Consider the following 23,689-nt stretch of genomic DNA (forward strand, 5'->3'; position numbering starts at 1 on the left):
GGGCGGGATCGGGCACCGGCCGGAACGGGCTCGGCAGCACGAGGGCGCTGACCGCGGAATTCGCCGGCGACTGGTCCGACAGGAGGTGCGGGTTGAACCCGCTGCCCACGTCGTCGATGGCCACGACGACGGGCTGCTTCTCGGTCGGCGACGCCGTCGGCTTGGGGCTGTCGGTGCTCTCGACCGGCGGGGGCGGATCGGCGGTGCACGACGTGAGTATCGCCGTCGACACTGCCAGCAGGAGCGCGGTCACTGCCACACCGTTCCCACGCCTTCGGCCCCGCACTCCTCGAACTCTTTCGAGTCGACCCCCAGCAACCACCGCGCCGCCTTTCCTCAGAGATACCGGAAGGCTCCGGAAACCCTCGAGCGAATGTACCTTCGGTCGCCGATCGATCGAAGGTACATCCGCCCGGTTGTGTCTGATGTGGTCGGACGTGCCGACTACAGGGCCGCCTTGTCGCGGGCCTTGGAACGCGAACGCTCACGGGCACGGTCGGTGGCCGACAGGTGCACCTTGCGCACGCGCACGACCTCCGGGGTGACCTCGACGCACTCGTCGCCGGCGCAGAACTCCATCGCGCCTTCGAGCTCGAGCTTGATGGGCTTGGCGAGGGTCTCCATCACGTCGGCGGAGGACTGACGCATGTTGGTCAGCTTCTTCTCGCGGGTGACGTTGATGTCGAGGTCCTCCTGGCGCGGGTTGATGCCCACGACCATGCCCTCGTAGGTGTCGGCGCCGGGCTCGACGAAGAACGTTCCGCGATCGGCGAGCTGGATCATCGCGAACGGGGTGACCGAACCGGTGCGGTCCGAGACGAGCGAGCCGGTGTGGCGGGCGCGGATCTCGCCGGCCCACGGCGCGTAGCCGTGGAACACGGCGTTCGCGATGCCGGTGCCGCGGGTCTCGGTGAGGAAGTCGGTGCGGAAGCCGATCAGGCCGCGCGAGGGAACGATGAACTCCATCCGGACCCAGCCCGCGCCGTGGTTGGCCATCTGCACCATCTTGCCCTTGCGGTTGGCGAGGAGCTGGGTGATGGCGCCGAGGTACTCCTCGGGGCTGTCGATGGTGAGCTCCTCGAACGGCTCGTGCACCTTGCCGTCGACCTGACGGGTGACCACCTGCGGCTTGCCGACGGTCAGCTCGAAGCCCTCGCGGCGCATCTGCTCGACCAGGATGGCGAGCGCGAGCTCACCACGGCCCTGGACCTCCCAGGCGTCGGGGCGACCGATGTCGAGGACCTTGAGCGAGACGTTGCCGACGAGTTCCTGGTCGAGGCGCGACTTCACCATGCGGGCGGTCAGCTTGTGTCCGCTGACCCGGCCGACGAGCGGCGAGGTGTTGGTGCCGATGGTCACCGAGATGGCGGGCTGGTCGACGGTGATCCGCGGCAGCGGGACCGGGTTCTCCAGGTCGGCGAGGGTGTCGCCGATCATGATGTCGGGGAAACCGGCGACGGCGACGATGTCACCGGCGACGGCCTTCTCGGCGGGCTGACGCTCGACACCCTTGGTGGCGAGCAGTTCGGTGATCTTGGCCTTGGTGACGACGGGCTCGCCGTCCACCTCGCGGCACCAGGAGACGGTCTGCCCCTTGGTCAGGTCGCCGTTGTGGATACGGACCAGCGCGAGGCGGCCGAGGAACGCGGACGCGTCGAGGTTGGTGACGTGAGCCTGCAGCGGTGCGTCGACGTTGCCCTTGGGCGCGGGCACGTAGTTGAGGAGCACCTCGAACAGGGCGTCGAGGTTCTCGGCGTCCGGTGCGTGACCGTTCTCGGGCTGAACCTTGGACGCCTTGCCCTCGCGGCCGGAGGCGTACAGAACGGGGAGGTCGAGGGCGAGCTCGGCGGCTTCGGCGGCCTCGTCGTCGAGGTCGGAGGCCAGGTCGAGCAGCAGGTCGTGGCTCTCGGAGACGACCTCTTCGATGCGGGCGTCGGGACGGTCGGTCTTGTTGACCACGAGGATGACGGGCAGCGATGCGGCGAGCGCCTTGCGCAGCACGAAGCGGGTCTGCGGCAGCGGGCCCTCGGACGCGTCGACGAGCAGGACGACACCGTCGACCATGGACAGGCCGCGCTCGACCTCGCCACCGAAGTCGGCGTGACCGGGGGTGTCGATGACGTTGATGACCGTGACACTGCCGTCGCCGTGATGCTTGTGGACGGCGGTGTTCTTCGCGAGGATGGTGATGCCCTTCTCGCGTTCGAGGTCGCCGGAGTCCATGACGCGATCGACCAGTTCGGCGCGCTCCTCGAATGCCCCCGACTGGCGCAACATGGCGTCGACGAGAGTGGTCTTGCCGTGGTCGACGTGTGCGACGATGGCAACGTTACGGAAGCTGGTGATGGTCACGCGGTGGCTCTCCTGGCTGAGTTGATTCGGCCACGCGAAAGTTCCCTCGCACGGCTTTCTGGCGGCCGCCTTGTCATCTCGATTCAGAATCCTCGTCGAGGCGATGGTAAATCGCCCAGTGCAGGCATCGCGGCCACGTGAATACTACCCGCCCGAGCGGCTACTTCGCGCATCGCCGACTGCCCGGGGCCTGCCCGACCAGCGTAAAGTGATCTGCGCCACGTCGAATTCGGCCTGTCTCGGGTGTGGATCGGGGCCGAAAGCTGAGGGGACGCTAACCTGGGTGTAGCCGGCGGATGCCGGTGTTCACCGAAGTAGGAAGGCCGAGCCGAGTATGGGCAAGGTGAAGGCCAGCAAGGTCTCGGGTCTCAAACCGAAGAAGAAGTGCTGCCGCAGCAAGACGCGCTGCATCAAGTGCCCGGTGGTCATCATGCGCATGAAGAAGCTCGAGAACGAGGGCGCTTCCAAGAAGGAACTGAAGAAGGGGCTCAAGAAGGCCCGCGCGGCCTGAGGTCAGCCCCACCCGTTCAGATGCACTCGCAGGTCCGGCACCCACCCGCGGTCGTTGCCGACGAGGTCGATGTCCCCCAGTTCCCGTCCGTCCACCCACCTCAGTTCCGCGTGGTCGAGCGCGACGGGTGTTCCCGACACCAGTTCGACCCGGTACGCGCGGAGCACCCGGCCGTCGGGCAGCGGCACGTCGTCACCGATCCGGTCGCCGCCCGACACCTCGACCCCGAGTTCTTCCCGCAGTTCGCGGCGCAGCGCGTCCTCGGCGGTCTCCCCGGCCTCCGCCTTGCCGCCGGGCAGCTCCCACAGTCCCGCGAGTTCCGGAGGCCGGGTCCGCTGGGCGAGCAACAGCCGGCCGTCGACGATGATCGCGGCCGCCACCACCTCTCCGGCGTGGTCGACAGGCCTTGCACGTTCCACTGGCACCGCACCATCATGGGGTATGGCCGAGTTGCTGTCAGACGGAGAGATCGACACCGCGCTCGCAGAACTGCCCGGGTGGCGGCGGGCCGGTGATTCCCTCGTCCGCACCGTCGAGTCGCCGAGTTTCCCCGAAGCCGTGGAGCTGGTCCGGAAGGTCGCGGAGGCGGCGGAGGCGGCGAACCACCATCCGGACATCGACATCAGGTGGCGCAAGGTCACCTACACACTGTCGACGCATTCCGCCGGCGGGCTCACGCAGCTGGATCTGGATCTTGCTGCGCAGATCGACTCACTGGCGGGCTGACCGTGGCGGCGTCCGCAGCACGCTTCGTGCGGCGCCCGGCGTAGGCGACCCAGGCGTAGACACCGAATGCGCCGACGACGTCGACCGTGCCCAGCCACGCGAGCACCGCGGGCCGGGAGATCAGCCAGATCGAGTCCTGGAAGAAGCTGAGCACCCACGGCACGCCGATGAGGGTGGTGACGAGCCAATATCCGGCGAGGATCCGGGTGCCCAGCATCGATCCGTAGGGGCCGTGCAGCAGCCAGATCAGCATCGGGATGACCCACACCCAGTGGTGTGACCACGAGATCGGTGAGACGAGCAGCCCCAGCAACTCGACGATGACGAGGGTGCCGAGCCGATCGTCCCGGGCGATCGCCCGCCAGGCCAGGACGGCGAGGACCGCCGTGACCGCCACGGCCAGCAACCAGAGGGCGCCCGTCTCGACGTCGTACCCGAGCAGCCGCGACAACGCGCCGCGCAGGGACTGATTCCACACCGAGCCGACCGGGCCGATGCGATCGGCGTCACCGAGCAGGTGGGTGAAGTACTCCCGAGCCTCCGAGCCGATCAGGAGATAGCTGACTCCGACGGTCGCGGCGAACGCGACGCCCGAGAAGACCGCGGCCTTCCACCGGCGCTGCATCAGGAAGTAGAGGCCGGTGATCGCCGGGGTCAGTTTGATTCCGGCGGCGAAACCGACGAGCGCGCCGGACAGCCACCACCGGGAGCTGCGGACCGCGGTCATCACGAGCAGCGCGAGGAAGACGTTGATCTGGCCGTAGTCCAGTGTGGTGCGCACCGGTTCCACCCACACCCCCACGGTGGTCCAGAGCACCGCGACCGCCCGCCAGTGCGGGCTGCGCGCGGCGTCACCGAGCACGAGCCCGAGGCTCATTCGCGCCAGCGCGTACAGGGCGAGGATGGTGAGCAGTTGCCAGCCGACCCCGACCAGGGGGAACGGCAGGAAATGCAGGGGAAAGAAGACCAGCGCGGCGAACGGCGGGTAGGTGAACGGCAGCGGAAAGTCCGGCGTCACTTCCGAGTAGGTGAAGTCGTAGAGACTGCCACCGCGGAGGGCCTCGGAACCGTCGACGTAAACGTGCAGGTCGACGAGGTTCATCCCGTTGGGACTCAACAGCGTCCACGCCAGGCGCCCGAGCACCGACAGCACGAGAAGCACGGGCGCGCACCGCAACAGGCCGTGCAGGGCGGACGCTCCCGGGGACGACGTGGGAGAACGCTCGGATGTCGGGTCGTCGGAGGCTGCTCCGTCGTCGGACGCTGCATGGTCGGACACAGTGTGGTGCTCTCCCCGTGAGGTGTGTAGATGTCTCAGCCGATCCCGAAACGGTCCCGCACAGCGTAGACGGCGGCCTCCGCGGGCCCCGAGCTGTCCGTAGCCGCGCGTAACAGTTGCATCACCAATCACACGAACCACACGTGCCACAAGCTATGGTCACCGGAAGATCACCGTCGGGGTCTGTATGCCATACACTCCCACCGGGATGCCACAGCTATCGGTGAACGAACTCGTGAGCTGTACAACCCGGGGGCGCTGTACATAGAGTGACCCCCCGAGCCGTCAGACGTGGATTGAGTTGTCGTCCACGCTGTTATGACTAAGGATGGGGAGACTGTGCTTCGAACCCGAGGTATGCGCAGAGCAGTGACTGCTCTCGCTGTTGCCGCAGCAGCCGCTATGGCAGTGCCGGCCCAGGCGAATGCGCAGCCGACGCCGCCGCCCGTGCCCGAAGGCATCCCCGTGGAGATGCTCGCCTCTTTCGCACCCGCGATCATCGGCGCAGCAGCTGGTACCGAAGACGTCGCCGCAGGACCTCAGGACGCGATCCTGGACCAGGCCCGCATCCTTCTCGAGTCCCCCGGCATCCCGCCGGAACTCAAGTCCACCCTCGAGCGCGTCATCACGTTCCTCGACGGCAGCGGCGGTGGCGGTCCCGAGATCCCGCAGGAGAACGCACCGGTCATCGCGCAGTTCCTCTACCCGACCATCGGCAAGGGCTGCATCGGAGAGGGCGCCGACTCGGTGGGCACCGCACTCGCGGTTCCCGGTCCGGCCCAGCTGCCCCCGCCCGGACCCAAGGCAGGTCAGGCCGGTTTCGTGTTCACCGCCCTCGGAACCAGTTCCGTTGCCGCCGAACAGCCCAATCCGCTGACCGTGACGTGGATCAACCTGGACAACCAGCGGCGTGCCACCCAGAACCTCACCGACGAGGCCAGGATCAACCCCGATGGACCGGCAACCCTGTCGGCGATCGCGGACACCGGCCCGGGCCGCGTCCTCGCGGTCGTGTCGGGCGGACTGACCACGCAGAAAGAGGGCGCCGCGCCGATCACGTGCAGCTTCCTCCCGACTGTCGGCATGTTCCAGGTCGCGTAACTCTTCACAGCTGATGAGCGAAGGGCCCTCCGGATCTTCCGGAGGGCCCTTCGCTCATGTCTGCACCGCTTCACTGTTGCCGACGTCACCACCGTGGTAGACCGAGGAATGCCCTCGACGCATCACACCCCACACCACTCACTGCGATCGCGACACGCCCGGCGGTCCATACTGTCGATCCGTTCGGAGGGGTCGATCCTCTCGATCGGTTCCGCCTACTCCATCCTGTCCATCGGGAGTGTCGGCTCGGTGCTCTCCATCGGGTCGGTCGGGTCGGCCGGCTCGGCACTGAGCACCGCCTCGTTCGCCAGCCTCGGGTCTGCGCTGTCGGGGCTCTCGCGGTGGTCTCTGATGTCATGGAAGGGGTGGCACGCCTCCCCGCCGGAACACCCCCACCTCACGGTCATCGCGGAGGAACCGGACCTCGCCCGGGACGCGACCGCGCACGTCCAGTCCTGACGCGGTCCGGTCAGGGCGTCCGTCCGGCGCGCGGCCAGGAGTTGCCGTCGTACTTCTCGATCTCGCCGTTGAACTTCGTCAGCAGCCGGCGCAGCTCGCCCCGGTCGTGGTCGCTCCACTCGGCGATGATGCGCTCGACACCATTTCGGCCCAGCGCGCGGTCGGCGTGAAGTTGTTCGAGCCCCAGCGCGGTGGCCTCGACCTTGCGGGCCATTCCGCCGTCCGGGTCGGGAACGCGTTCGACGAGGCCGCGCCTCAGCAACGCGCCGATCTGCCGGTTGATCGTCGAGATATCGAGCCGGAATGCCTCGGCGAGCTGTTTCAGGCTGAGCGGATGTTCCAGTTCCAGGCGTCCGAGGAGGAGGTAGGCGGAGCGGTCGAGTTGGAATCCCGCCCGTTGTGCATGCGCGTGATAGCGCGACAGCAATGTCAATTCGTTCTCGACATCTGCCGCCACCTCGTCACGATCGGACACCGACACCTCCAGTAGTTACCGTCATTCTGCCCGAGGCATTACTGTGCACCCTACACACTGTGTGTAGTGTGCACATCTTCATCAGGATCCGTTGACGAACAGCGCGGTATAGAGGACCGAGGCGACGGTGTACACGAAATTGAGAAGCAGTTCCATGGAGAACCTCCGGGTTCCAGAGTGAAAAGAGTGACACCAGGTAATCGGAGTTCCCCCGAGGAGCGTTTCACGCCGTCCCATCCACCGGAAAACACCCCGCACGAGAACTGAAACGTGTTCTCATTTTCCGGGGCGCTCACATTCGGGTGCCGGACGAGAGAAGGGGATGCACACATGCCGTGGAGCCGTGCCGAGCTGGAAGAGGCCTTCGCGCACTACCAGCGAACCGTCAGCCGCTGCGTCGAACTCGGAGACTGGAACGGCTTCGCCGACCTCTTCACGGAGGACGCCACGTACGTCGAGCACGCCTTCGGACACTTCGATGGACGCGAGGCCATTCGGCAATGGGTCACGCGCACCATGTCGGCCTTCCCCGGAAGCCGGATGACCGCGTTCCCGGCGAACTGGTACGTGATCGACGAAGACCGCGGATGGGTCGTCTGCGAGATCGACAACCCGATGGAGGATCCCGGCGACGGCTCGGAGCACGCCGCCGCGAACATCACGATCCTGCACTACGCCGGCGACAACCTGTGGTCACGCGAGGAAGACGCGTACAACCCGATGAATTTTCTCGCCGCGGCCAAGAAGTGGTGCCGCGCAGCGGAAGCCGCAGGCAAGCTACCCGACGACGCCCGGGAGTGGCTTGCCCGGATGGGCGGGCAACCGGCGGCCTAGCCCGGTCACCACTGCCCGTAGTCGGGCTTGAGAATGTCATTGAGGTCGATGCCGACGCCGTCCACGTTGCTCGCGTCGATCTCGTACTGGTGCAGGTGCGCCGACGGGTGGACGTACCCCTCGGGTGTGCCCCAGTCGTGCTGCCAGTACCACGATCCGAGCCCGGCGAGGACCGCCAGATCCAGCGTCGTGGAGTTGGCGTAGATGCCGGTGTTGGCCTTGCCGACCACCGACTCCCACCCGGCGAGATACGGGGCGATCATGGTGAGGAAATCGGCGGGCGTGGGATTGTCGTCGATGGACGCGTAGATGGGCCGGTCCTCGGAACCGCCTGCGGCGAGATGCAATTCGAGTCCGCGCTCCGCGTGCCGCTTGCCCGCCTCGAGACCGCCGCGCCAATCAGCCGTCGGCCCCTTGCCGAACTGGTAGCACGAGACGACCGACAGTCCGGCGTCGAGCAACGCCTGCGCCTCGTCGGCGAGCATCGGCTTGCCTTCCATCCATTCGGCGCCGGGACGGCGGTCGGACACGTAGCGGATGGCGCCGGCATAGCCTGCCTCGAGGATGGCGTCCGCCGACGGCACGCCACCCGCGTAGTCGATCAGGATGCCGAGACTGTCCGCCTTCGCGACGCCGACCGAGGACGTGGTGGACGTGAGCGCCGCGATCCCGGCCACGGCGGATCCCGCTGCCGCGTACCGGAACAGGTCTCTCCGAGAAATCTGCACTGTGGCCCCCACATCCGATCGGTCGCGCTCCGGCGTGTCTCCGACATTCACTCTCGCTCAGTCGGTATGTTGTCCGGTTTGCATTCCACCACACTCACACGGGTCCCGCCAGCCACTTGGACTACATCCGTCACATCGGACACTCGCGACCCGCGCCGAACCGGCAGCGCCCCGAGTCAGCGGAAGAACACCGCGGCCTGGTCGGCCAGATCGAGTGCCCCCTGCGGCAGGATTCCGAGCACCACCGTCACCACCACCCCGACCGCGATGGCCGCGGCGGTGAACATGCTGGGCACTACGATCGTCGGGGCGTCGCTCTGCGGCTCCGAGAAGAACATCAGGACGATGACCCGGACGTAGAAGAACGCCGCGATCGCGCTGCTGACGACACCGACGAGAACGAGCGGAACGGCGCCGCCCTCGATGGCGGCCTGGAAGACCGCGAACTTGCTGACGAACCCACTCGTCAAGGGGATTCCGGCGAACGCCAGCAGGAACAGCGCGAAGACCCCGCCGACCAGGGGCGAGCGCCGGCCCAGCCCCGCCCAGCGGGACAGGTCCGTCGCCTCGCCCCGGCTGTCCCGCACCAGGGTGACGACCGCGAACGCGCCGAGCGTGCTGAATCCGTAGGCCAGGAGATAGAACATCGTGGACGACAGACCGGCCCGGTTTGCCGCGACCAGACCGGTGAGGATGAATCCGGCGTGCGCGACCGACGAATACGCGAGCATCCGCTTGACGTCGTTCTGCGTGACCGCCATGACCGCACCGACCACCATGGTGAGGATGGCGACGCCCCACATCACGGGCCGCCAGTCCGACCGCAGGTCGGGCAGTGCCACGTAGAAGATGCGCAGCATCGCGCCGACGGCCGCGACCTTGGTGGCCGCCGCCATGAAGGCGGTGATCGGGGTCGGTGCACCCTGATAGACGTCGGGGATCCAGGAGTGGAACGGGACGGCACCGATCTTGAACAACAGGCCCACCGACAGCAGCGCGGTACCGATCAGCGCCAGCGTCTTGTCGTCGGTGCCCCGGGCGAGCGCGTCGGCGATCCTCGGCAACTCGACGGTGCCGGCGTAGCCGTACAGCAAGGCCACCCCGAACAGGAAGAACGCCGACGAGAACGCCCCGAGCAGAAAGTATTTGAGGGCCGCCTCCTGCGACAGGAGACGGCGACGGCGCGCCAGCCCGCACAGCAGGTACAGGGGCAGCGAGAGAACCTCGAGCGCCACGAACATGGTGAGGAGGTCGTTGGACGCCGGGAACAGGAGCATCCCGCCGACCGCGAACAGGGTGAGGGGAAAGACCTCGGTGTGCCCCGGGGCGTTCTTGGTGGCCTCCCGTTCGGCGACGCTGCCGGGGACGGCGAATGCCTGCGGGGTGAAGGCATCGGTTCCGCCTTCCGGCTCGGCTGCACTCGCGGCCGTGACCTCCGCGGTCGCGGCGGCGACGCCGCTGTCGACGCTCCGCTCGGCGATGAGCAGGATCGCGGGGATCGAGATCAGCAGGATCGTTCCCTGGAGGAACAGCGTCGGACCGTCGACGGCGACCGCGCCCCCGACGGCGGAGTCACGGGTTCCGGCGAGCATGACGACGGCCACGAACGCGGCGGTGAGTCCGCCGAGCGCGAGGACGAGATGGCTCGAGTAGCGGCCGCGCCGGGGCAGGAACGCCTCGACGAGCACACCGGCGACAGCCACACCGAACACGATCAACATGGGTGCCAGCTGACCGTATTCGATGTCCGGCGCGCGCAACGTCGAGGACTGGGCGAGTATGAGTTCGGAGGTACTCATCGGTGTGTGCCTCCCTCTGGGTCCTGTCCGGCGACGGTGGGTGCTGGATCGTGCTGACCGACGGTGACGAGGACGTGGCTCACCGCGGGGGTGATGACGTCCAGCACGGGCTTGGGGTAGACGCCGAGGACGAGCAGCAGGGCGATCAGCGGCGCCACGACCGCGATCTCACGGCGCACGAGATCGCGGACGGTCTCGTTGCCCTCCTTCAGCGGCCCGGTCATCATCCGCTGGTAGAGCCACAGCACGTAGATCGCGGCGAGGACGAGCGCGAAAGTCGCCACCACGGCTGCGATCTGGTAGCGCGAGAACGTGCCGACCAGGACGAGGAACTCGCTGATGAACGGCGCCAGGCCGGGCAGCGACAGCGTGGCCAGCCCCGCCACGAGGAACGTCCCTGCCATCACCGGCGCGACCTTCTGCACGCCGCCGTAGTCGGCGATGAGGCGGGTGCCGCGCCGGGACACCAGGAACCCCGCGATCAGGAACAGCGCCGCGGTCGAGATGCCGTGGTTGACCATGTACAGCGTCGATCCGGCCTGTCCCTGGCTCGTCATGGCGAAGATGCCGAGAATGATGAACCCGAAGTGCGAGATCGACGTGTAGGCGATCAAGCGCATCACGTCGGTCTGGCCGATGGCCAGCACCGCGCCGTAGATGATGCCGATCACCGCCAGCACCGTGACGAACGGTGCGAAGTACGCGGACGCCTCGGGGAACATCTGCAGGCAGTAGCGCAGCATGCCGAACGTCCCGACTTTGTCGACGACGGCCATCATGAGCACCGCGCTGGCCGGGGTGGCTTCCACCGCGGCGCCCGGCAGCCACGTGTGGAACGGCCACAACGGCGCCTTGACCGCGAACGCGAACATGAAACCGAGGAACAGCGCCTTCAGCACGCCGGGGTCGGCGTCCAGCCCTTCGGCGACGATCACCCGGAAGTCGAAGGTGCCGCCGCCGAAGACGTCCTGACGCGCCGTCACCACGTACACCCCGATGACCGCGGCCAGCATGATCAGGCCGCCGAACAGGTTGTAGAGCAGGAACTTCACCGCGGCGTACGTTCTCCCCACCCCGCCGAATCCTCCGATCAGGAAGTACATCGGGATGAGCATGGCCTCGAAGAAGATGTAGAAGAGCAGGACGTCGAGGGCGGTGAACGACACGATCACCATCGCCTCGACCATCAACGTCAGCGCCACGTACGTGTGGGCCATTCGCCGGTGCCCGTAGTCGGGCGCGGTGTCACCGTCGTTCCACCCCGCCAGCAACAGCAGCGGCACCAGAACGGCGGTGAGGAGCACCAGGACGAGCGCGATGCCGTCGAGGCCGAGGATGTACCGGGTGCCGAACGCCGGGATCCAGGCGTGCGATTCCACGAACTGGTACTGCTCGCCGGTCGGATCGAAGCGGATCGCCAGCACGACCGCCAGGCACAGCACCACCACGGACACGCCCACGGCAACGGATTTCGCGAGCGCGCGCTTGTGGACGGGCAGAGCCAGGACCACCCCGGCACCGACGAGTGGCAGCACCCAGAGGGCGGTCAGCCACGGGAAGCCGCTCACCACAGCCTCACCAGCATCGTGGCGACCAGAAGTGCCGCACCGGCGAACATGAACAGCGCGTACGACCGGACGAACCCCGTCTGCAGACGCCGCACCCGCATCGACGTTCCGCCGACGAGCGCGGCGAACCCATTGACGGCACCGTCGACTCCCCTGCCGTCGACCGTCACGAGTGTTCGCGTCAGTTCCTGCCCGGGACGCATCAGTGCCGCCTCGTTGAACGCGTCGCCGTACAGGTCCTTCCGGGCCGCGGCGGTGAATGCGGTGACCTTCGCCGGCGCGACCTCGGGGATCGGCTGCCGGGCGTACTGCCGGTAGGCCACCGCGACTCCTGCGAGCACCACCACCAGTGTGAGTGCGGTGATCGCCCACACGGGCAGGGCGGGCTCGCCGTGGTGGGCGCCGACGACCGGTTCCAGCCAGTGCTGCAGGGAGGAGCCGACCGCGAGTAGGGCGCCGGCAGCGACCGAACCGACCGCGAGCAGAATCATCGGCACCGTCATCACCCCTGGCGATTCGTGTGGGTCGGCGACGGGAACATCCCCCCTCGCGTCGCTCGCCCCGGAAGCCCACCGCGGTTGTCCGAAGAAGGTCATCAGCATCACCCTGGTCATGTAGAAGGCGGTGAGTCCCGCACCGAGCAGCGTGACCGTTCCGAGGACGACGCCCTGGACGCCCTCGGCGGCGAACGCCGCTTCGATGATCTTGTCCTTGGAGAAGAAGCCGGAGAACGGCGGAATCCCGATGATGGCCAGGTATCCCAGCCCGAACGTGACGAACGTGATCGGCATGACGGTGCGCAGACCGCCGTAGCGGCGCATGTTCACCTCGTCGTTCATGCCGTGCATCACCGAGCCTGCGCCGAGGAACAGGCCGGCCTTGAAGAAGCCGTGGGTGAGCAGCAGCATGATGGCGAACGCGTACCCGGCCGGTCCCAGACCGGCGGCCAGCACCATGTACCCGATCTGGCTCATCGTGGATGCCGCCAGCGCCTTCTTGATGTCGTCCTTCGCGCAGCCGATGATCGCGCCGAACAGCAGGGTCACCGCGCCGACGATCACGACGGCGAGCTGGGCATTCGGGGCCAGGTCGAAGATCGCGTTTGACCGGACGATCAGATACACACCCGCCGTGACCATGGTCGCGGCATGGATGAGCGCCGACACCGGTGTCGGGCCTTCCATGGCGTCACCGAGCCAGGACTGCAACGGGACCTGCGCCGATTTGCCGCACGCGGCGAGCAGCAGCGCGAGCCCGATCGCGGTCAGCACCCCCTCGCTGGCGGCGTCGGCACGAGTGAACACGTCGGCGAACTCGATCGAGCCGAAAGTCGAGAACATGATCATGATCGCGAGAACCAGACCCATGTCACCGACGCGGTTGACCACGAACGCCTTCTTCGCGGCCGCCGCCGCGGACGGCTTGTACTGCCAGAACCCGATGAGCAGGTACGAGGCGAGACCGACACCCTCCCAGCCGACGTACAGGCCGAGGAAGTTGTCGGCCAGCACCAGCAGCAGCATCGCCGCGAGGAACAGATTGAGGTAGGCGAAGAAACGCCGTCGTTCCGGGTCGTGCGCCATGTAGCCGACCGAATAGATGTGGATCAGCGAACCCACCCCGGTGATCAGCAGTACGAAGCACACGGACAGCTGGTCGAGTTGGAGACCGAAATCCACCTGGAGTTCGCCGACGGGCACCCAGCTGAACAGGGTCTGGTGCACAACCCGCTCGGCGGCGTCCCGGCCCAGCATGTCGACGAAGAAGACGACGCCGAGCGCGAAGGAGACCAGTGCCGTCGCGCAGCCGAGGAGATGGCCCCACGCATCGCTGCGCCGGCCCGCCAGCAGGAGCACGGCGGCTCCGAGGAGCGGCAGAACCGGCAGCAGCCACACGGCCGACGAGAGCGTTCCGCTCATGCCGCACCGCCGATCGGGGAGTCGTCGTCGGGCAAAGTCACCTTCTCGAGGATGTGCGTCATCGGGGACCCGTCAGTTCTTGAGGAGGTTGGCGTCGTCGACGGAAGCCGAACGGCGGGAACGGAAGATGGTCATGATGATCGCCAGACCGACGACGACCTCGGCGGCCGCGACGACCATGGTGAAGAACGCGAAGACCTGGCCGTCGAGGTTGCCGTGCATCCGGGCGAACGTCACGAACGCCAGATTCGAGGCGTTGAGCATCAGTTCGATGCACATGAACACGATGATCGCGTTGCGGCGGATCAGCACGCCGGCCGCGCCGATCGTGAACAGCAGCGCCGACAGGTAGAGGTAGTTCTCGGGGTTCATCGCCGACTCCCCTCGTCGGTGGCACCGGGTTCGGGGGTCGCGACGTCCGCGGTGCCCAGCGCCCGGGCGGGCAGGCTCGGCCGCCGTTCGAGCGACCGGCTGACGGACAGCTCGGAGAACGTGCCGTCGGGCAGCAACGCCGGTATGTCGACGGCGTTGTGTCGCGCGTAGACACCCGGACTGGGCAGCGGTGTGACACGGGTACCCTCGCGGACGCGGTCCTGGGACAGCTCGCGCTGGTCCTTCCGCCGCTCGAAACGCTCCCGGTGGGCGAGCACCATCGCACCGATGGTTGCGGTGATCAGCAACGCACCGGTCAGTTCGAAAGCCCACACGTACCGGAGGAACACGAGTTCGGCCAGTCCCTCGACGTTGCCGCCCGCGTTGGCCTGATCGAGACCGGTGAACGCGGAGACGGACGCACTCCCGATGCCGCCGATCAGCAGGAGGCCGAATCCCAGTCCCGCCGCGATCGCGGCCACCCGCTGACCGCGGAGGTTCTCGACGAGGGATTCGGAGGAGTCGACGCCGATGAGCATGAGCACGAACAGGAACAGCATCATGACCGCGCCGGTGTACACCACGATCTGCACGACGCCGAGGAAGAGTGCGCCCTGGGCGATGTAGAAGACGGCCAGGATGATCATGGTCGTCGCGAGGAAGATCGCCGAGTACACGGCCTTGGTTGCGCTGACCACTCCGAGCGCGCCGATCACGGCCACGGTCGCGAGGACCCAGAACTGCACACCCTCGCCCGTCGAGGTCTGGGTGAAGGGTTCCGCGACCAGCTGGACCGCGGACGGCATCGTGTTCACCACGTCGGCTCTCCTCCCTCGATCACGGCCTGTCCCCCGCCGTGTCCTCGACGTCGGACTCGTCCTGCGCCGCGGCCGCCGCTCCCCCGGTCACTGTGCCGCGGTAGTAGTCCTCAGCGGTGGTGCCCGGGGCCATCGGGTGCGGCGACGCGACCATGCCGGACTCGAGCGGGGCCAGCAGCCGGTCCTTCTCGTAGATCAGACCGGCCCGGTTGTCGTCGGCCATCTCGTACTCGTTGGTCATGGTCAGCGCCCGCGTCGGGCACGCCTCGATACACAGCCCGCACCCGATGCAGCGCAGGTAGTTGATCTGATACACCTGGCCGTACCGCTCGCCGGGCGAGAAGCGTTCCTCGTCGGTGTTGTCGGCGCCCTCCACGTAGATGGCGTCGGCGGGGCACGCCCAGGCACACAGTTCGCACCCGATGCACTTCTCCAACCCGTCCGCGTAACGGTTGAGCTGATGCCTGCCGTGGTAGCGGGCCGCCGTCGGCACCTTCTCTTCGGGGTAGAACTCGGTGTTCGATTTCTTGAACATCGTCGAGAAGGTCACGCCGAAACCCGCTATGGGGCCGAGGAATTTAGTCATCGCTGTCCTCCTGGGTGGGACCGGTGGAGTGTGCGCCGGTGACGGAGACGGGCGTGCGCCGGAACGCAGGCAGCGTCTGACCCGGCATCGGCGGAACCGGGTATCCACCGGCCATGGGGTCGAACGGTTCGAGTGTCTCCGCGGCCGGTTCGGCACGTCCCCGCGGCTCGACCGGCTTCTCGGGTGCGCGAACGCCGCCCGGGCGCAGGCGCTTCCACAGGAGCACCACCACGACGAGGGCAATGACGAGGCCCGCGACGACGAGCGCGATCGTCCGGGCGTCGTAGCCCTCGTTGCGGAAGGCCCGGACGGTGGCGACGATCATGACCCACACCAGCGAGATCGGGATCAGGATCTTCCAGCCGAGACCCATGAACTGGTCGTACCGCAGCCGGGGCAGCGTGGCGCGCAGCCAGACGAACACGAACAGGAAGCCCCAGACCTTCAGCGTGAACCAGAGCACCGGCCACCAGCCGGAATTCGCGCCGTCCCACAGGCTGAGCGGGAACGGGGCGTGCCAGCCGCCGAGGAACAGTGTGGTGGCGAGCGCCGAGACCGTCACCATGTTCACGTACTCGGCGAGCATGAACATCGCGAAGCTCAGCGAGGAGTACTCGGTGTGGAATCCGCCGACCAGTTCGCCTTCGGCCTCGGGCAGGTCGAAGGGCGCCCGGTTGGTCTCGCCGACCATCGACGTGACGTAGATGAGGAACGACGGCAGCAGCAGGAAGACGTACCAGGTGTGTTCCTGGGCGGCGACGATGCCCGACGTGGACATCGTTCCGGCGTCCAGGAAGACGGCCGCGAACGACAACGCCATCGCGATCTCGTACGAGATCACCTGCGCCGTCGAGCGCAGCCCGCCCAGCAACGGGTACGTGGAGCCGGACGCCCAGCCGGCGAGCACGATGCCGTAGACGCCGATCGACGTGGCTGCCAGGACGTAGAGGACGGCCACCGGCAGGTCCGTCAGCTGCAATGGCGTGTAGTGCCCGAAGATCGACACCGCCGGGCCGAACGGGATCACGGCGAACGCCATGAACGCAGGTACCGCGGCGATGATCGGCGCCAGGATGTAGATCGGCTTGTCCACACCCTTCGGGACGATCCCCTCCTTCAGTGCGAGCTTGATGCCGTCGGCGAGGCTCTGCAGCATGCCCCGCGGGCCCACCCGGTTCGGGCCGACGCGCATCTGCATCCAGGCCATGACCTTGCGTTCGGCCAGGATCGTCAGAAGCGGGGTGAGGACGAGGAACACGAAGATGGCCAGGGCCTTGCCGAGCACCAGCCACCACGGGTCGTGGCCGAACAGCGCCGGGTCGGGGTAGACGGCCTCGATCGTCACAGCGCACCTCCCGCGACCATCCCGTTGGTGCCGGCCGCGCGGCGGACGTTCACGACGCTCCCCGCCCGGGCGGCCAGTTGCCGGTAGACGGCGGATCCGGGCGAGTTGAGGGGCAGCCACACCACTCGATCCGGCATGTCGGTGATCACCAACGGCACGGTGACCGCGCCCCGTTCCGTCGTCACGGTGACCGGATCTCCGTCACCGGCACCCGACTGTGCAGCCGAGGCCGCGGACATCCGCACGACCGGAGTGCGGGCAGTGCCTGCCAGGTGCGGCTCCCCGTCCTGCAGCCGTCCCGAGTCGAGCAGCATCCGCCAGGTGGCGAGCACCGCCTCCCCCGGCCCGGGTTCCCGCCGTGGCGGTTGCGGATGGTCGGGCGGATCCGGGAAGTCACCGTCCCAGGCGCCGAGCCTCTCGAGTTCGCGCCGTGCGGTGGCGGCGTCCGGAAGACCCAGCGGGACCCCCATTTCGCCGGCGATCGCGTGGAGCACCCGCTGATCGGGCATCGACCCGGTGGCGCGGAGGGCGGCGTCGAAATCGCGTGTGCGCCCTTCCCAGTCGAGGAAGGTGCCCGGCTTCTCCATGACCGGTGCGATGGGGAACACCACGTCCGCGCGCTCGCTGATCGCACTGTGGCGCAGTTCCAGACTCACGACGAACCCTGCCGCCTCGACCGCGGCCAGCGCGGCCTGCGGGTCGGGGAGGTCGTCGGCCTCGACACCGCCGATCACCAGCGCCCCGAGCGTCTTTGCCTCGGCCGCGGCGAGGATGCCCGCGGTGTCCCGGCCTGCGGTGTCCGGCAGATCCGCGGCGTTCCACACTGACGCGACCTGCCGCCGCGCCTCCGGATCGCCCACCGGTCTGCCACCCGGGAGCAGTCCGGGCAGCGCGCCCGCCTCGAGCGCGCCGCGTTCGCCGGCCCGTCGCGGCACCCAGGCCAGCCGGGCCCCCGTCTCGTCGGCCAGCCGGACCGCCGCGGACAACGCCCCCGGCACCCCGGCGAGTCTCTCCCCGACCACGATGACCGCACCCGGCCGGCGCAGCAGCTCGGTGACGCCCGGGTCCAGATCACCCGTGCGGAGTCCGTCGAGGACCTCCGCCTCCGCATTCGGCGCGGACAGCAGCAGCCGGCCGGACACCTTCTCCAGGCCACGGGACGCGTACGGGGCGATCGAGTAGACCGGGACGGCCTTCGCGCGCGCGGCCTTGCGCAGCCGGAGGAAGACGATCGGCGATTCCTCCTCCGGCTCGAACGCGGCGAGAAGGACGACCGGCGCGCAGTCGAGGTCCTCGTACGTGACCGCGAGTCGCTGCCCCGCCACCCGGGCGGCCAGGAACTCGGCCTCCTCGCCGGAGTGCGCGCGACTGCGGAAGTCGATGTCGTTGGTGCCGAGCGCTGTTCGCGCGAACTTCGCGTAGGCGTAGGCGTCCTCCCACGTGGACCGGCCCCCGACGAGAACACCCGCGTTCCCCCGCGCGGCGGCCAATCCCCGCGCCGCGACGGCCAGGGCCTCGGACCAGGACGCGGGCGCCAGAATTCCGTCGTCGCCGCGGACCAACGGGGCGGTGATCCGGTCGCGCTCGGTGGCGTAGGCGAACGCCCACCGCCCCTTATCACAATTCCACTCCTCGTTGACCTCCGGATCGTCGCCCGCCAGCCGGCGCAGCACTTTGCCCCGCCGGTGGTCGGTGCGCTGGGCGCACCCGCTCGCACAGTGCTCGCACACGCTGGGGCTGGAAACCAGGTCGAACGGGCGGGCCCGGAAACGGTACGCAGAACCCGTCAGCGCACCCACCGGGCAGATCTGCACGGTGTTGCCGGAGAAGTACGACTCGAACGGTTCCTTCGCGTAGATCCCGACCTGCTGCAGCGCACCCCGTTCCATGAGTTCGATGAACGGGTCGCCGGCGACCTGCTGGGAGAACCGGGTACACCGCGCGCACAACACGCACCGCTCACGGTCCAGCAGGACCTCCGTGGACAGCGGAATCGGTTTGGGGAACGTGCGCTTGACCTCACCGAAACGCGACTCCGCGCGCCCGTTCGACATCGCCTGGTTCTGCAGGGGGCACTCGCCGCCCTTGTCGCACACCGGGCAGTCCAGGGGATGGTTGATCAGCAGCAACTCCATCACACCCTTCTGCGCCTTGTCGGCGACGGGCGACGTGAGCTGGGTGTGGACGACCATGCCGTCGGTGACAGTCGTGGTGCAGGAGGCGAGCGGCTTGCGCTGCCCCTCCACGTCGACGAGGCATTGGCGGCAGGCACCGACCGGATCGAGCAGTGGGTGATCGCAGAACCGCGGGATCTGGATGCCGATCACCTCCGCGGCACGAATTACCAACGTGCCCTTGGGGACACTGACCTCGACGCCGTCGATGACGACGCTCACTGCATCAGGGCTCGTATCATGGCTCGCTATGCTCGCTGGCGCGGAGCCCTTCACGCGCGCCCTTCCCTCATCGCTCACTCGCTGCGCTCCCTCGCTCCTCGGTCCAGAACGCGCGGCCTCCGCGCCGAAACATCGCTCGCTACACTCGCTGGCTTCATGCATGCACTCCCGCCATGAGCGTGGACTGATGCGGGTCGAACGGACAGCCACCCTGCTCGAAGTGTGCGAGGTATTCGTCGCGGAAGTACTTGATGGAGGACATGATCGGACTGGCCGCACCGTCACCGAGAGCGCAGAACGACTTGCCGAGGATGTTGTCGGCGATGTCGAGCAGCTTCTCCAGATCGGCGTCGGTCCCCTCCCCTCGCTCGAGCCGCTCCAGGATCTGCACCAGCCAATAGGTGCCCTCCCGGCAGGGCGTGCACTTGCCGCACGACTCGTGCGCATAGAACTCGGTCCAGCGCAGCACGGCACGCACCACGCACGTGGTCTCGTCGAAGATCTGCAAGGCCTTGGTGCCCAGCATCGATCCGGCGGCGCCGACACCCTCGTAGTCGAGCGCGACGTCGAGATGCTCGTCGGTGAAGATCGGTGTCGAGGAACCGCCCGGGGTCCAGAACTTCAATCGGTGTTCGGCACGGACTCCACCCGCGTACTCGAGCAACTCCCGCAGGGTGATTCCGAGCGGGGCCTCGTACTGTCCGGGCTTCGTCACGTGCCCGGACAGGGAGTACAGGGTGAAGCCGGGCGACTTCTCGCTGCCCATCGACCGGAACCACTCGATGCCGTTCACGATGATCGGCGGGACGCTCGCAATCGACTCGACGTTGTTGACGACGGTCGGTGACGCGTAGAGACCGGCCACCGCGGGGAACGGCGGACGCAACCGAGGTTGGCCGCGGCGACCCTCCAGCGAATCGAGCAGCGCCGTCTCCTCCCCGCAGATGTACGCCCCTGCACCCGCGTGCACGACCAGTTCGAGGTCGAAACCGGTGCCCAGGATGTTCTTGCCGAGGTAACCTGCCGCATACGCCTCCGCCACCGCGGCCTGCAGCCGGCGCAGCACCGGCACCACCTCGCCGCGCACATAGATGAAGGCGTGCCCGGCGCGGATCGCGTACGCCGCGATGATGACGCCCTCGACGAGCGCGTGCGGCGTGGCCAGCAGGAGCGGCATGTCCTTGCACGTGCCCGGTTCGGACTCGTCGGCATTGACCACGAGGTAATGCGGCTTGTCGTCACCCTGCGGGATGAACGACCACTTCATGCCGGTCGGGAACCCGGCACCACCGCGACCGCGCAGTCCGGCCTCCTTGACCGTCGAAATGACCTCGTCCGGGTCCATGCGCAGCGCCTTCTGCAGGCCCTCGTACCCGTCGTGGCGACGGTACGTGTCGAGGGTCCAGGATTCGGGCTCGTCCCAGTAGCGGCTGAGGACAGGGGTCAGCGGCATGTCAGTCTCCCTTTCGACCCGGGTCGGTGGCCGCCGGATCCGTCTCGGAGGTGGACCGATCCGGCGGCACCGTCGCGGACGGGGCAGGCGCCGGCTGGTCCTTCGCCGACTCCTCCGCCACCGGCTCGGTATCCCGCGACGGCGGCTCCGGGATCAGCGACGTCTCCGCAGGATCCGGCGCCGCCATGCCCCGTTCGTGCGCCACGCGCAGGCCGGCCAGTGTGGCGTCACCCGCGGTACCGCCCTCCGCCAGCGCACCCGGACGCTCGTCGGGGAACCCGGCGAGAATGCGGGCGGTCTCCCGGAACGTGCACAGCGTCGCGCCGCGGCTCGGCGACACCCGCGCACCCGAACGCAGGGAATCGACGAGTGAGCGAGCCGACTCCGGGGTCTGGTTGTCGAAGAACTCCCAGTTGACCATCACCACCGGGGCGTAATCGCATGCCGCATTGCACTCGATGTGCTCCAGCGTGACCTTGCCGTCCGCGGACGTGCCCCCGTGCGGCAGGTCGAGGTGCTCCTCCAGGGCGGCGAGGATCGCGTCGCCGCCCATGATCGCGCACAAAGTGTTGGTGCACACTCCGACGTAGTAGTCGCCCGTCGGGTCGCGCCGGTACATCGAATAGAAGGTGGCCACCGCGGCCACCTCGGCGCCGGTCAATCCGAGCCGGCCGGCACAGAACTCGATCCCCGCCGGCGTGATGCACCCGTCCTCCGCCTGCACCAGATGCAGCAGCGGTAGCAGCGCGGAACGCGAATTCGGGTAACGCGCGACGACGACGTCGGCATCGGCGTCCAGCCGCGCACGGACCTCCGGCGGATACTCCTCACGCGCACCCGGCCGCACCAGCAGCCCGTGCTCCTCCGGCCGGGGCCCGAACTCGATGAAGACTTGTGCGCTTTGGCTCGCTGCACTCGCGGGTGCCTGGGCTTGGTCGTGCGCTCTTCCCTCGATACTCACTCGCTGCGCTCCCTCGCTCCTCGGTCCAGACCACACGGCCCAGACACCGAGCTCCTTGGCAGGGGCCTCATCGGTCCACGCCCCCCATCACCGGATCGATGCTCGCGACCGCCGCAATGACATCCGCAACCATGCCGCCCTCACACGTGGCCGCCACCGACTGCAAGTTCGTGAACGATGGATCCCGGAAATGCACCCGGTACGGGCGGGTGCCGCCGTCGCTCACCATGTGCACACCGAGCTCACCCCGCGGCGACTCCACCGCCACATACACCTGACCCGGCGGCACCCGGAAACCCTCCGTCACCAACTTGAAGTGATGGATCAGCGACTCCATCGACGAATCCATGATCTCGCGGACGTGCCCGGGCGAATTGCCCAGACCGTCGGGGCCCAATGTCAGATCCGCCGGCCACGCGATCTTCTTGTCCTCCGCCATGATCGGGCCCGGCCGCAACTTGTCGAGGCACTGCTCGACGATCTTCAGCGACTCCTTCATCTCGTCGACCCGGATCAGGTAGCGGCCATACGCGTCACACCCCGTGTCGGTGCTGACGTCGAACTCGTAATTCTCGTAACCGCAATACGGCTGCGACTTGCGCAGATCGTGCGGCAGACCCGTCGCACGCAGCATCGGACCCGTGATGCCGAGCGCCATGCACCCCGTGAGGTCGAGATACCCGATGCCCTGCGTGCGCCCCTTCCAGATGCGGTTGTCGTTGAGAAGATTCTCCATGTCCCGCAGCCGTTCCGGCATCAACGTGAGCAACTCGCGCACCTTCTCCACGGCACCCTCCGGCAGGTCCTGCGACAAACCGCCCGGCCGGATGTACGCGTGATTCATGCGCAGTCCCGTGATCATCTCGAACACGTCCAGAACCAGCTCGCGTTCCCGGAAACCGAACAGCATCGCCGTGACCGCCCCCAGCTCCATACCACCCGTGGCCAACGCCACCAGATGCGAGGAGATGCGGTTGAGCTCCATCAACATGACCCGGATGACGCTCGCCCGCTCCGGCACCTGATCCGTGATGTCGAGCATCTTCTCCACGCCGAGGCAATACGCCGTCTCGTTGAAGAACGGCGACAGGTAATCCATCCGCGTCACGAACGTCACGCCCTGCGTCCACGTCCGGTACTCGAGATTCTTCTCGATCCCCGTATGCAGATAACCGATACCGCACCGGGCCTCCGTGACCGTCTCACCCTCGATCTCCAAGATGAGCCGCAACACCCCGTGCGTCGACGGATGCTGCGGACCCATATTGACGACGATCCGCTCCTCGGCGCCCTCCGAACCCGCATCACCCGACGACGCCTTCACCGCATCGACGACCTCGTCCCAGTCCTGACCCGCGACAGTGAAAACCGTGTCCTCGCTCATCAGTTGTACCCCCGCCGCTCGTCGGGCGGCGCGATCTCCGCACCCTTGTACTCGACGGGAATGCCGCCGAGCGGATAGTCCTTCCGCTGCGGATGACCCGGCCAGTCATCCGGCATCTCGATCCGGGTCAACGACGGATGACCATCGAACACGATCCCGAAGAAGTCGTACGTCTCCCGCTCGTGCCAATCGTTCGTCGGATACACCTCGTACAACGACGGGATGTGCGGATCCGCATCCGGTGCCGCGACCTCCAGACGAATCCGACGATTGTGCGTGATCGACAACAACGGATACACCGCATGCAACTCCCGGCCCGCATCCTGCGGGAAATGCACACCATTCACACCCAGACACATCTCGAACCGCAGATCCGGCTCATCACGCAACGCCCGCGCCACCAACGGCAAAAACTCCCGCCGCACACCGAACGTCACCTCACCCCGAAACACCACAACCGACTCGATCGCCACCTCGAAATCCACACCCGACTCCGCCAACGCCGCCCCCAGCCCATCCGCGACCTCGTCGAAATATCCGCCATACGGCCGCGGCGTACTCCCCGGCAACAACACCGGACGCACCAACCGCCCATACCCCGACGTATCCCCACTACCCCGCAC

The 23,689-nt window shown here is 67.5% G+C and carries 22 protein-coding genes and 1 pseudogene; 5 read left to right on the top strand and 18 right to left on the bottom strand.

Going from position 1 to position 23,689, the window contains the following annotated elements; genetic code table 11:
• Both G9373_RS38535 and typA read right to left on the bottom strand, forming a co-directional pair.
• A pseudogene (locus G9373_RS38535) lies at positions 1-322 on the bottom strand (ABC transporter family substrate-binding protein); the annotation flags it as partial.
• Between the two features lie 122 nt (positions 323-444).
• The gene (typA, locus tag G9373_RS38540; protein ID WP_167120241.1) at positions 445-2,352 is read right to left on the bottom strand and encodes a translational GTPase TypA; all 1,908 of its coding nucleotides are present in this window, start codon (positions 2,350-2,352) and stop codon (positions 445-447) included.
• A gap of 343 nt (positions 2,353-2,695) precedes the next feature.
• Here typA and G9373_RS38545 point away from each other — a divergent pair, with 343 nt between their 5' ends.
• Positions 2,696-2,863, top strand: a complete 168-nt coding sequence (locus tag G9373_RS38545) for a hypothetical protein (protein WP_162130660.1) — start codon at positions 2,696-2,698, stop codon at positions 2,861-2,863.
• A 2-nt stretch (positions 2,864-2,865) separates the two neighbouring features.
• Here the strand turns inward: G9373_RS38545 and G9373_RS38550 are convergent, their stop codons facing one another.
• The gene (locus G9373_RS38550; protein WP_005566834.1) at positions 2,866-3,246 is read right to left on the bottom strand and encodes a (deoxy)nucleoside triphosphate pyrophosphohydrolase; all 381 of its coding nucleotides are present in this window, start codon (positions 3,244-3,246) and stop codon (positions 2,866-2,868) included.
• Between the two features lie 58 nt (positions 3,247-3,304).
• On the opposite strand from G9373_RS38550, the gene G9373_RS38555 reads away from it, so the two are divergent.
• Positions 3,305-3,589, top strand: a complete 285-nt coding sequence (locus G9373_RS38555) for a 4a-hydroxytetrahydrobiopterin dehydratase (protein WP_005239148.1) — start codon at positions 3,305-3,307, stop codon at positions 3,587-3,589.
• Here G9373_RS38555 and G9373_RS38560 read toward each other — a convergent pair.
• Entirely contained in the window at positions 3,537-4,868 is a 1,332-nt protein-coding gene (locus G9373_RS38560) for a mannosyltransferase (protein WP_054247377.1), read from the bottom strand. The genes G9373_RS38555 and G9373_RS38560 overlap by 53 nt on opposite strands.
• Before the next feature lie 318 nt (positions 4,869-5,186).
• On the opposite strand from G9373_RS38560, the gene G9373_RS38565 reads away from it, so the two are divergent.
• The gene (locus G9373_RS38565; RefSeq protein ID WP_182623861.1) at positions 5,187-5,969 is read left to right on the top strand and encodes a hypothetical protein; all 783 of its coding nucleotides are present in this window, start codon (positions 5,187-5,189) and stop codon (positions 5,967-5,969) included.
• Between the two features lie 108 nt (positions 5,970-6,077).
• Entirely contained in the window at positions 6,078-6,428 is a 351-nt protein-coding gene (locus tag G9373_RS38570; protein WP_005566831.1) for a hypothetical protein, read from the top strand.
• Between the two features lie 10 nt (positions 6,429-6,438).
• Here the strand turns inward: G9373_RS38570 and G9373_RS38575 are convergent, their stop codons facing one another.
• Complete coding sequence (locus tag G9373_RS38575; RefSeq protein WP_005253654.1) at positions 6,439-6,909, bottom strand: MarR family winged helix-turn-helix transcriptional regulator; 471 nt, start codon at positions 6,907-6,909, stop codon at positions 6,439-6,441.
• Between the two features lie 324 nt (positions 6,910-7,233).
• On the opposite strand from G9373_RS38575, the gene G9373_RS38580 reads away from it, so the two are divergent.
• Complete coding sequence (locus G9373_RS38580) at positions 7,234-7,737, top strand: nuclear transport factor 2 family protein (RefSeq protein ID WP_054247378.1); 504 nt, start codon at positions 7,234-7,236, stop codon at positions 7,735-7,737.
• Between the two features lie 5 nt (positions 7,738-7,742).
• Here G9373_RS38580 and G9373_RS38585 read toward each other — a convergent pair whose 3' ends face one another.
• From G9373_RS38585 to G9373_RS38645, 13 genes are all read right to left on the bottom strand, one after another.
• Positions 7,743-8,465, bottom strand: a complete 723-nt coding sequence (locus G9373_RS38585) for a DUF1906 domain-containing protein (RefSeq protein WP_167120258.1) — start codon at positions 8,463-8,465, stop codon at positions 7,743-7,745.
• A gap of 176 nt (positions 8,466-8,641) precedes the next feature.
• Positions 8,642-10,264, bottom strand: coding sequence for an NADH-quinone oxidoreductase subunit NuoN (gene nuoN / locus G9373_RS38590; protein WP_167120244.1), 1,623 nt, complete (start codon positions 10,262-10,264; stop codon positions 8,642-8,644).
• On the bottom strand, positions 10,261-11,832 hold the full coding sequence (locus G9373_RS38595; protein ID WP_182623860.1) for an NADH-quinone oxidoreductase subunit M: 1,572 nt from the start codon (positions 11,830-11,832) through the stop codon (positions 10,261-10,263). Before G9373_RS38595 ends, nuoN begins: the two co-directional genes overlap by 4 nt.
• Positions 11,829-13,751 carry an NADH-quinone oxidoreductase subunit L gene (gene nuoL, locus G9373_RS38600; protein WP_005253660.1) on the bottom strand — a complete coding sequence of 641 codons (1,923 nt, stop codon included), beginning with the start codon at positions 13,749-13,751 and terminating at the stop codon, positions 11,829-11,831. The genes G9373_RS38595 and nuoL overlap by 4 nt, the downstream gene beginning before the upstream one ends.
• Positions 13,752-13,823: 72 nt before the next feature.
• On the bottom strand, positions 13,824-14,123 hold the full coding sequence (nuoK, locus tag G9373_RS38605) for an NADH-quinone oxidoreductase subunit NuoK (protein WP_005239116.1): 300 nt from the start codon (positions 14,121-14,123) through the stop codon (positions 13,824-13,826).
• Positions 14,120-14,929, bottom strand: coding sequence for an NADH-quinone oxidoreductase subunit J (locus G9373_RS38610; protein ID WP_164709561.1), 810 nt, complete (start codon positions 14,927-14,929; stop codon positions 14,120-14,122). The genes nuoK and G9373_RS38610 overlap by 4 nt, the downstream gene beginning before the upstream one ends.
• A 31-nt stretch (positions 14,930-14,960) precedes the next feature.
• A complete protein-coding gene (gene nuoI / locus G9373_RS38615; RefSeq protein WP_005253662.1) occupies positions 14,961-15,527 on the bottom strand; it encodes an NADH-quinone oxidoreductase subunit NuoI in 567 nt (188 codons plus the stop codon).
• Positions 15,520-16,872: an NADH-quinone oxidoreductase subunit NuoH gene (gene nuoH, locus G9373_RS38620; protein WP_167120247.1), complete on the bottom strand. Its 1,353-nt coding sequence runs from the start codon at positions 16,870-16,872 to the stop codon at positions 15,520-15,522. The genes nuoI and nuoH overlap by 8 nt, the downstream gene beginning before the upstream one ends.
• A complete protein-coding gene (locus tag G9373_RS38625) occupies positions 16,869-19,322 on the bottom strand; it encodes an NADH-quinone oxidoreductase subunit G (protein ID WP_167120261.1) in 2,454 nt (817 codons plus the stop codon). The genes nuoH and G9373_RS38625 overlap by 4 nt, the downstream gene beginning before the upstream one ends.
• Positions 19,323-19,422: 100 nt before the next feature.
• The gene (gene nuoF, locus G9373_RS38630; protein WP_167120249.1) at positions 19,423-20,721 is read right to left on the bottom strand and encodes an NADH-quinone oxidoreductase subunit NuoF; all 1,299 of its coding nucleotides are present in this window, start codon (positions 20,719-20,721) and stop codon (positions 19,423-19,425) included.
• Position 20,722: 1 nt separating this feature from the next.
• Entirely contained in the window at positions 20,723-21,682 is a 960-nt protein-coding gene (gene nuoE / locus G9373_RS38635; RefSeq protein WP_167120252.1) for an NADH-quinone oxidoreductase subunit NuoE, read from the bottom strand.
• 67 nt (positions 21,683-21,749) lie between these two features.
• Complete coding sequence (nuoD, locus tag G9373_RS38640; protein WP_054246714.1) at positions 21,750-23,066, bottom strand: NADH dehydrogenase (quinone) subunit D; 1,317 nt, start codon at positions 23,064-23,066, stop codon at positions 21,750-21,752.
• Positions 23,066-23,689 (bottom strand): NADH-quinone oxidoreductase subunit C (locus G9373_RS38645; RefSeq protein WP_167120255.1); only part of this gene is annotated, 624 nt, incomplete at its 5' end. The genes nuoD and G9373_RS38645, both read right to left, overlap by 1 nt.

The organism is Rhodococcus sp. A14, assembly GCF_011603105.1.
Taxonomy (GTDB): Bacteria; Actinomycetota; Actinomycetes; order Mycobacteriales; family Mycobacteriaceae; genus Rhodococcus_F; species Rhodococcus_F opacus.

What these genes read in the sequence shown, in the direction of transcription:
- G9373_RS38570 (WP_005566831.1), top strand. Translation starts at nt 6,078, where the DNA reads ATGCCCTCGACGCATCACACCCCACACCACTCACTGCGATCGCGACAC.
- G9373_RS38555 (WP_005239148.1), top strand. Translation starts at nt 3,305, where the DNA reads ATGGCCGAGTTGCTGTCAGACGGAGAGATCGACACCGCGCTCGCAGAA.
- nuoN (WP_167120244.1), bottom strand. Translation starts at nt 10,264, where the DNA reads ATGAGTACCTCCGAACTCATACTCGCCCAGTCCTCGACGTTGCGCGCG.
- nuoK (WP_005239116.1), bottom strand. Translation starts at nt 14,123, where the DNA reads ATGAACCCCGAGAACTACCTCTACCTGTCGGCGCTGCTGTTCACGATC.
- nuoD (WP_054246714.1), bottom strand. Translation starts at nt 23,066, where the DNA reads ATGAGCGAGGACACGGTTTTCACTGTCGCGGGTCAGGACTGGGACGAG.
- G9373_RS38610 (WP_164709561.1), bottom strand. Translation starts at nt 14,929, where the DNA reads ATGCCGTCCGCGGTCCAGCTGGTCGCGGAACCCTTCACCCAGACCTCG.
- G9373_RS38565 (WP_182623861.1), top strand. Translation starts at nt 5,187, where the DNA reads ATGACTAAGGATGGGGAGACTGTGCTTCGAACCCGAGGTATGCGCAGA.
- nuoI (WP_005253662.1), bottom strand. Translation starts at nt 15,527, where the DNA reads ATGACTAAATTCCTCGGCCCCATAGCGGGTTTCGGCGTGACCTTCTCG.
- nuoL (WP_005253660.1), bottom strand. Translation starts at nt 13,751, where the DNA reads ATGAGCGGAACGCTCTCGTCGGCCGTGTGGCTGCTGCCGGTTCTGCCG.
- G9373_RS38580 (WP_054247378.1), top strand. Translation starts at nt 7,234, where the DNA reads ATGCCGTGGAGCCGTGCCGAGCTGGAAGAGGCCTTCGCGCACTACCAG.
- nuoF (WP_167120249.1), bottom strand. Translation starts at nt 20,721, where the DNA reads ATGCCGCTGACCCCTGTCCTCAGCCGCTACTGGGACGAGCCCGAATCC.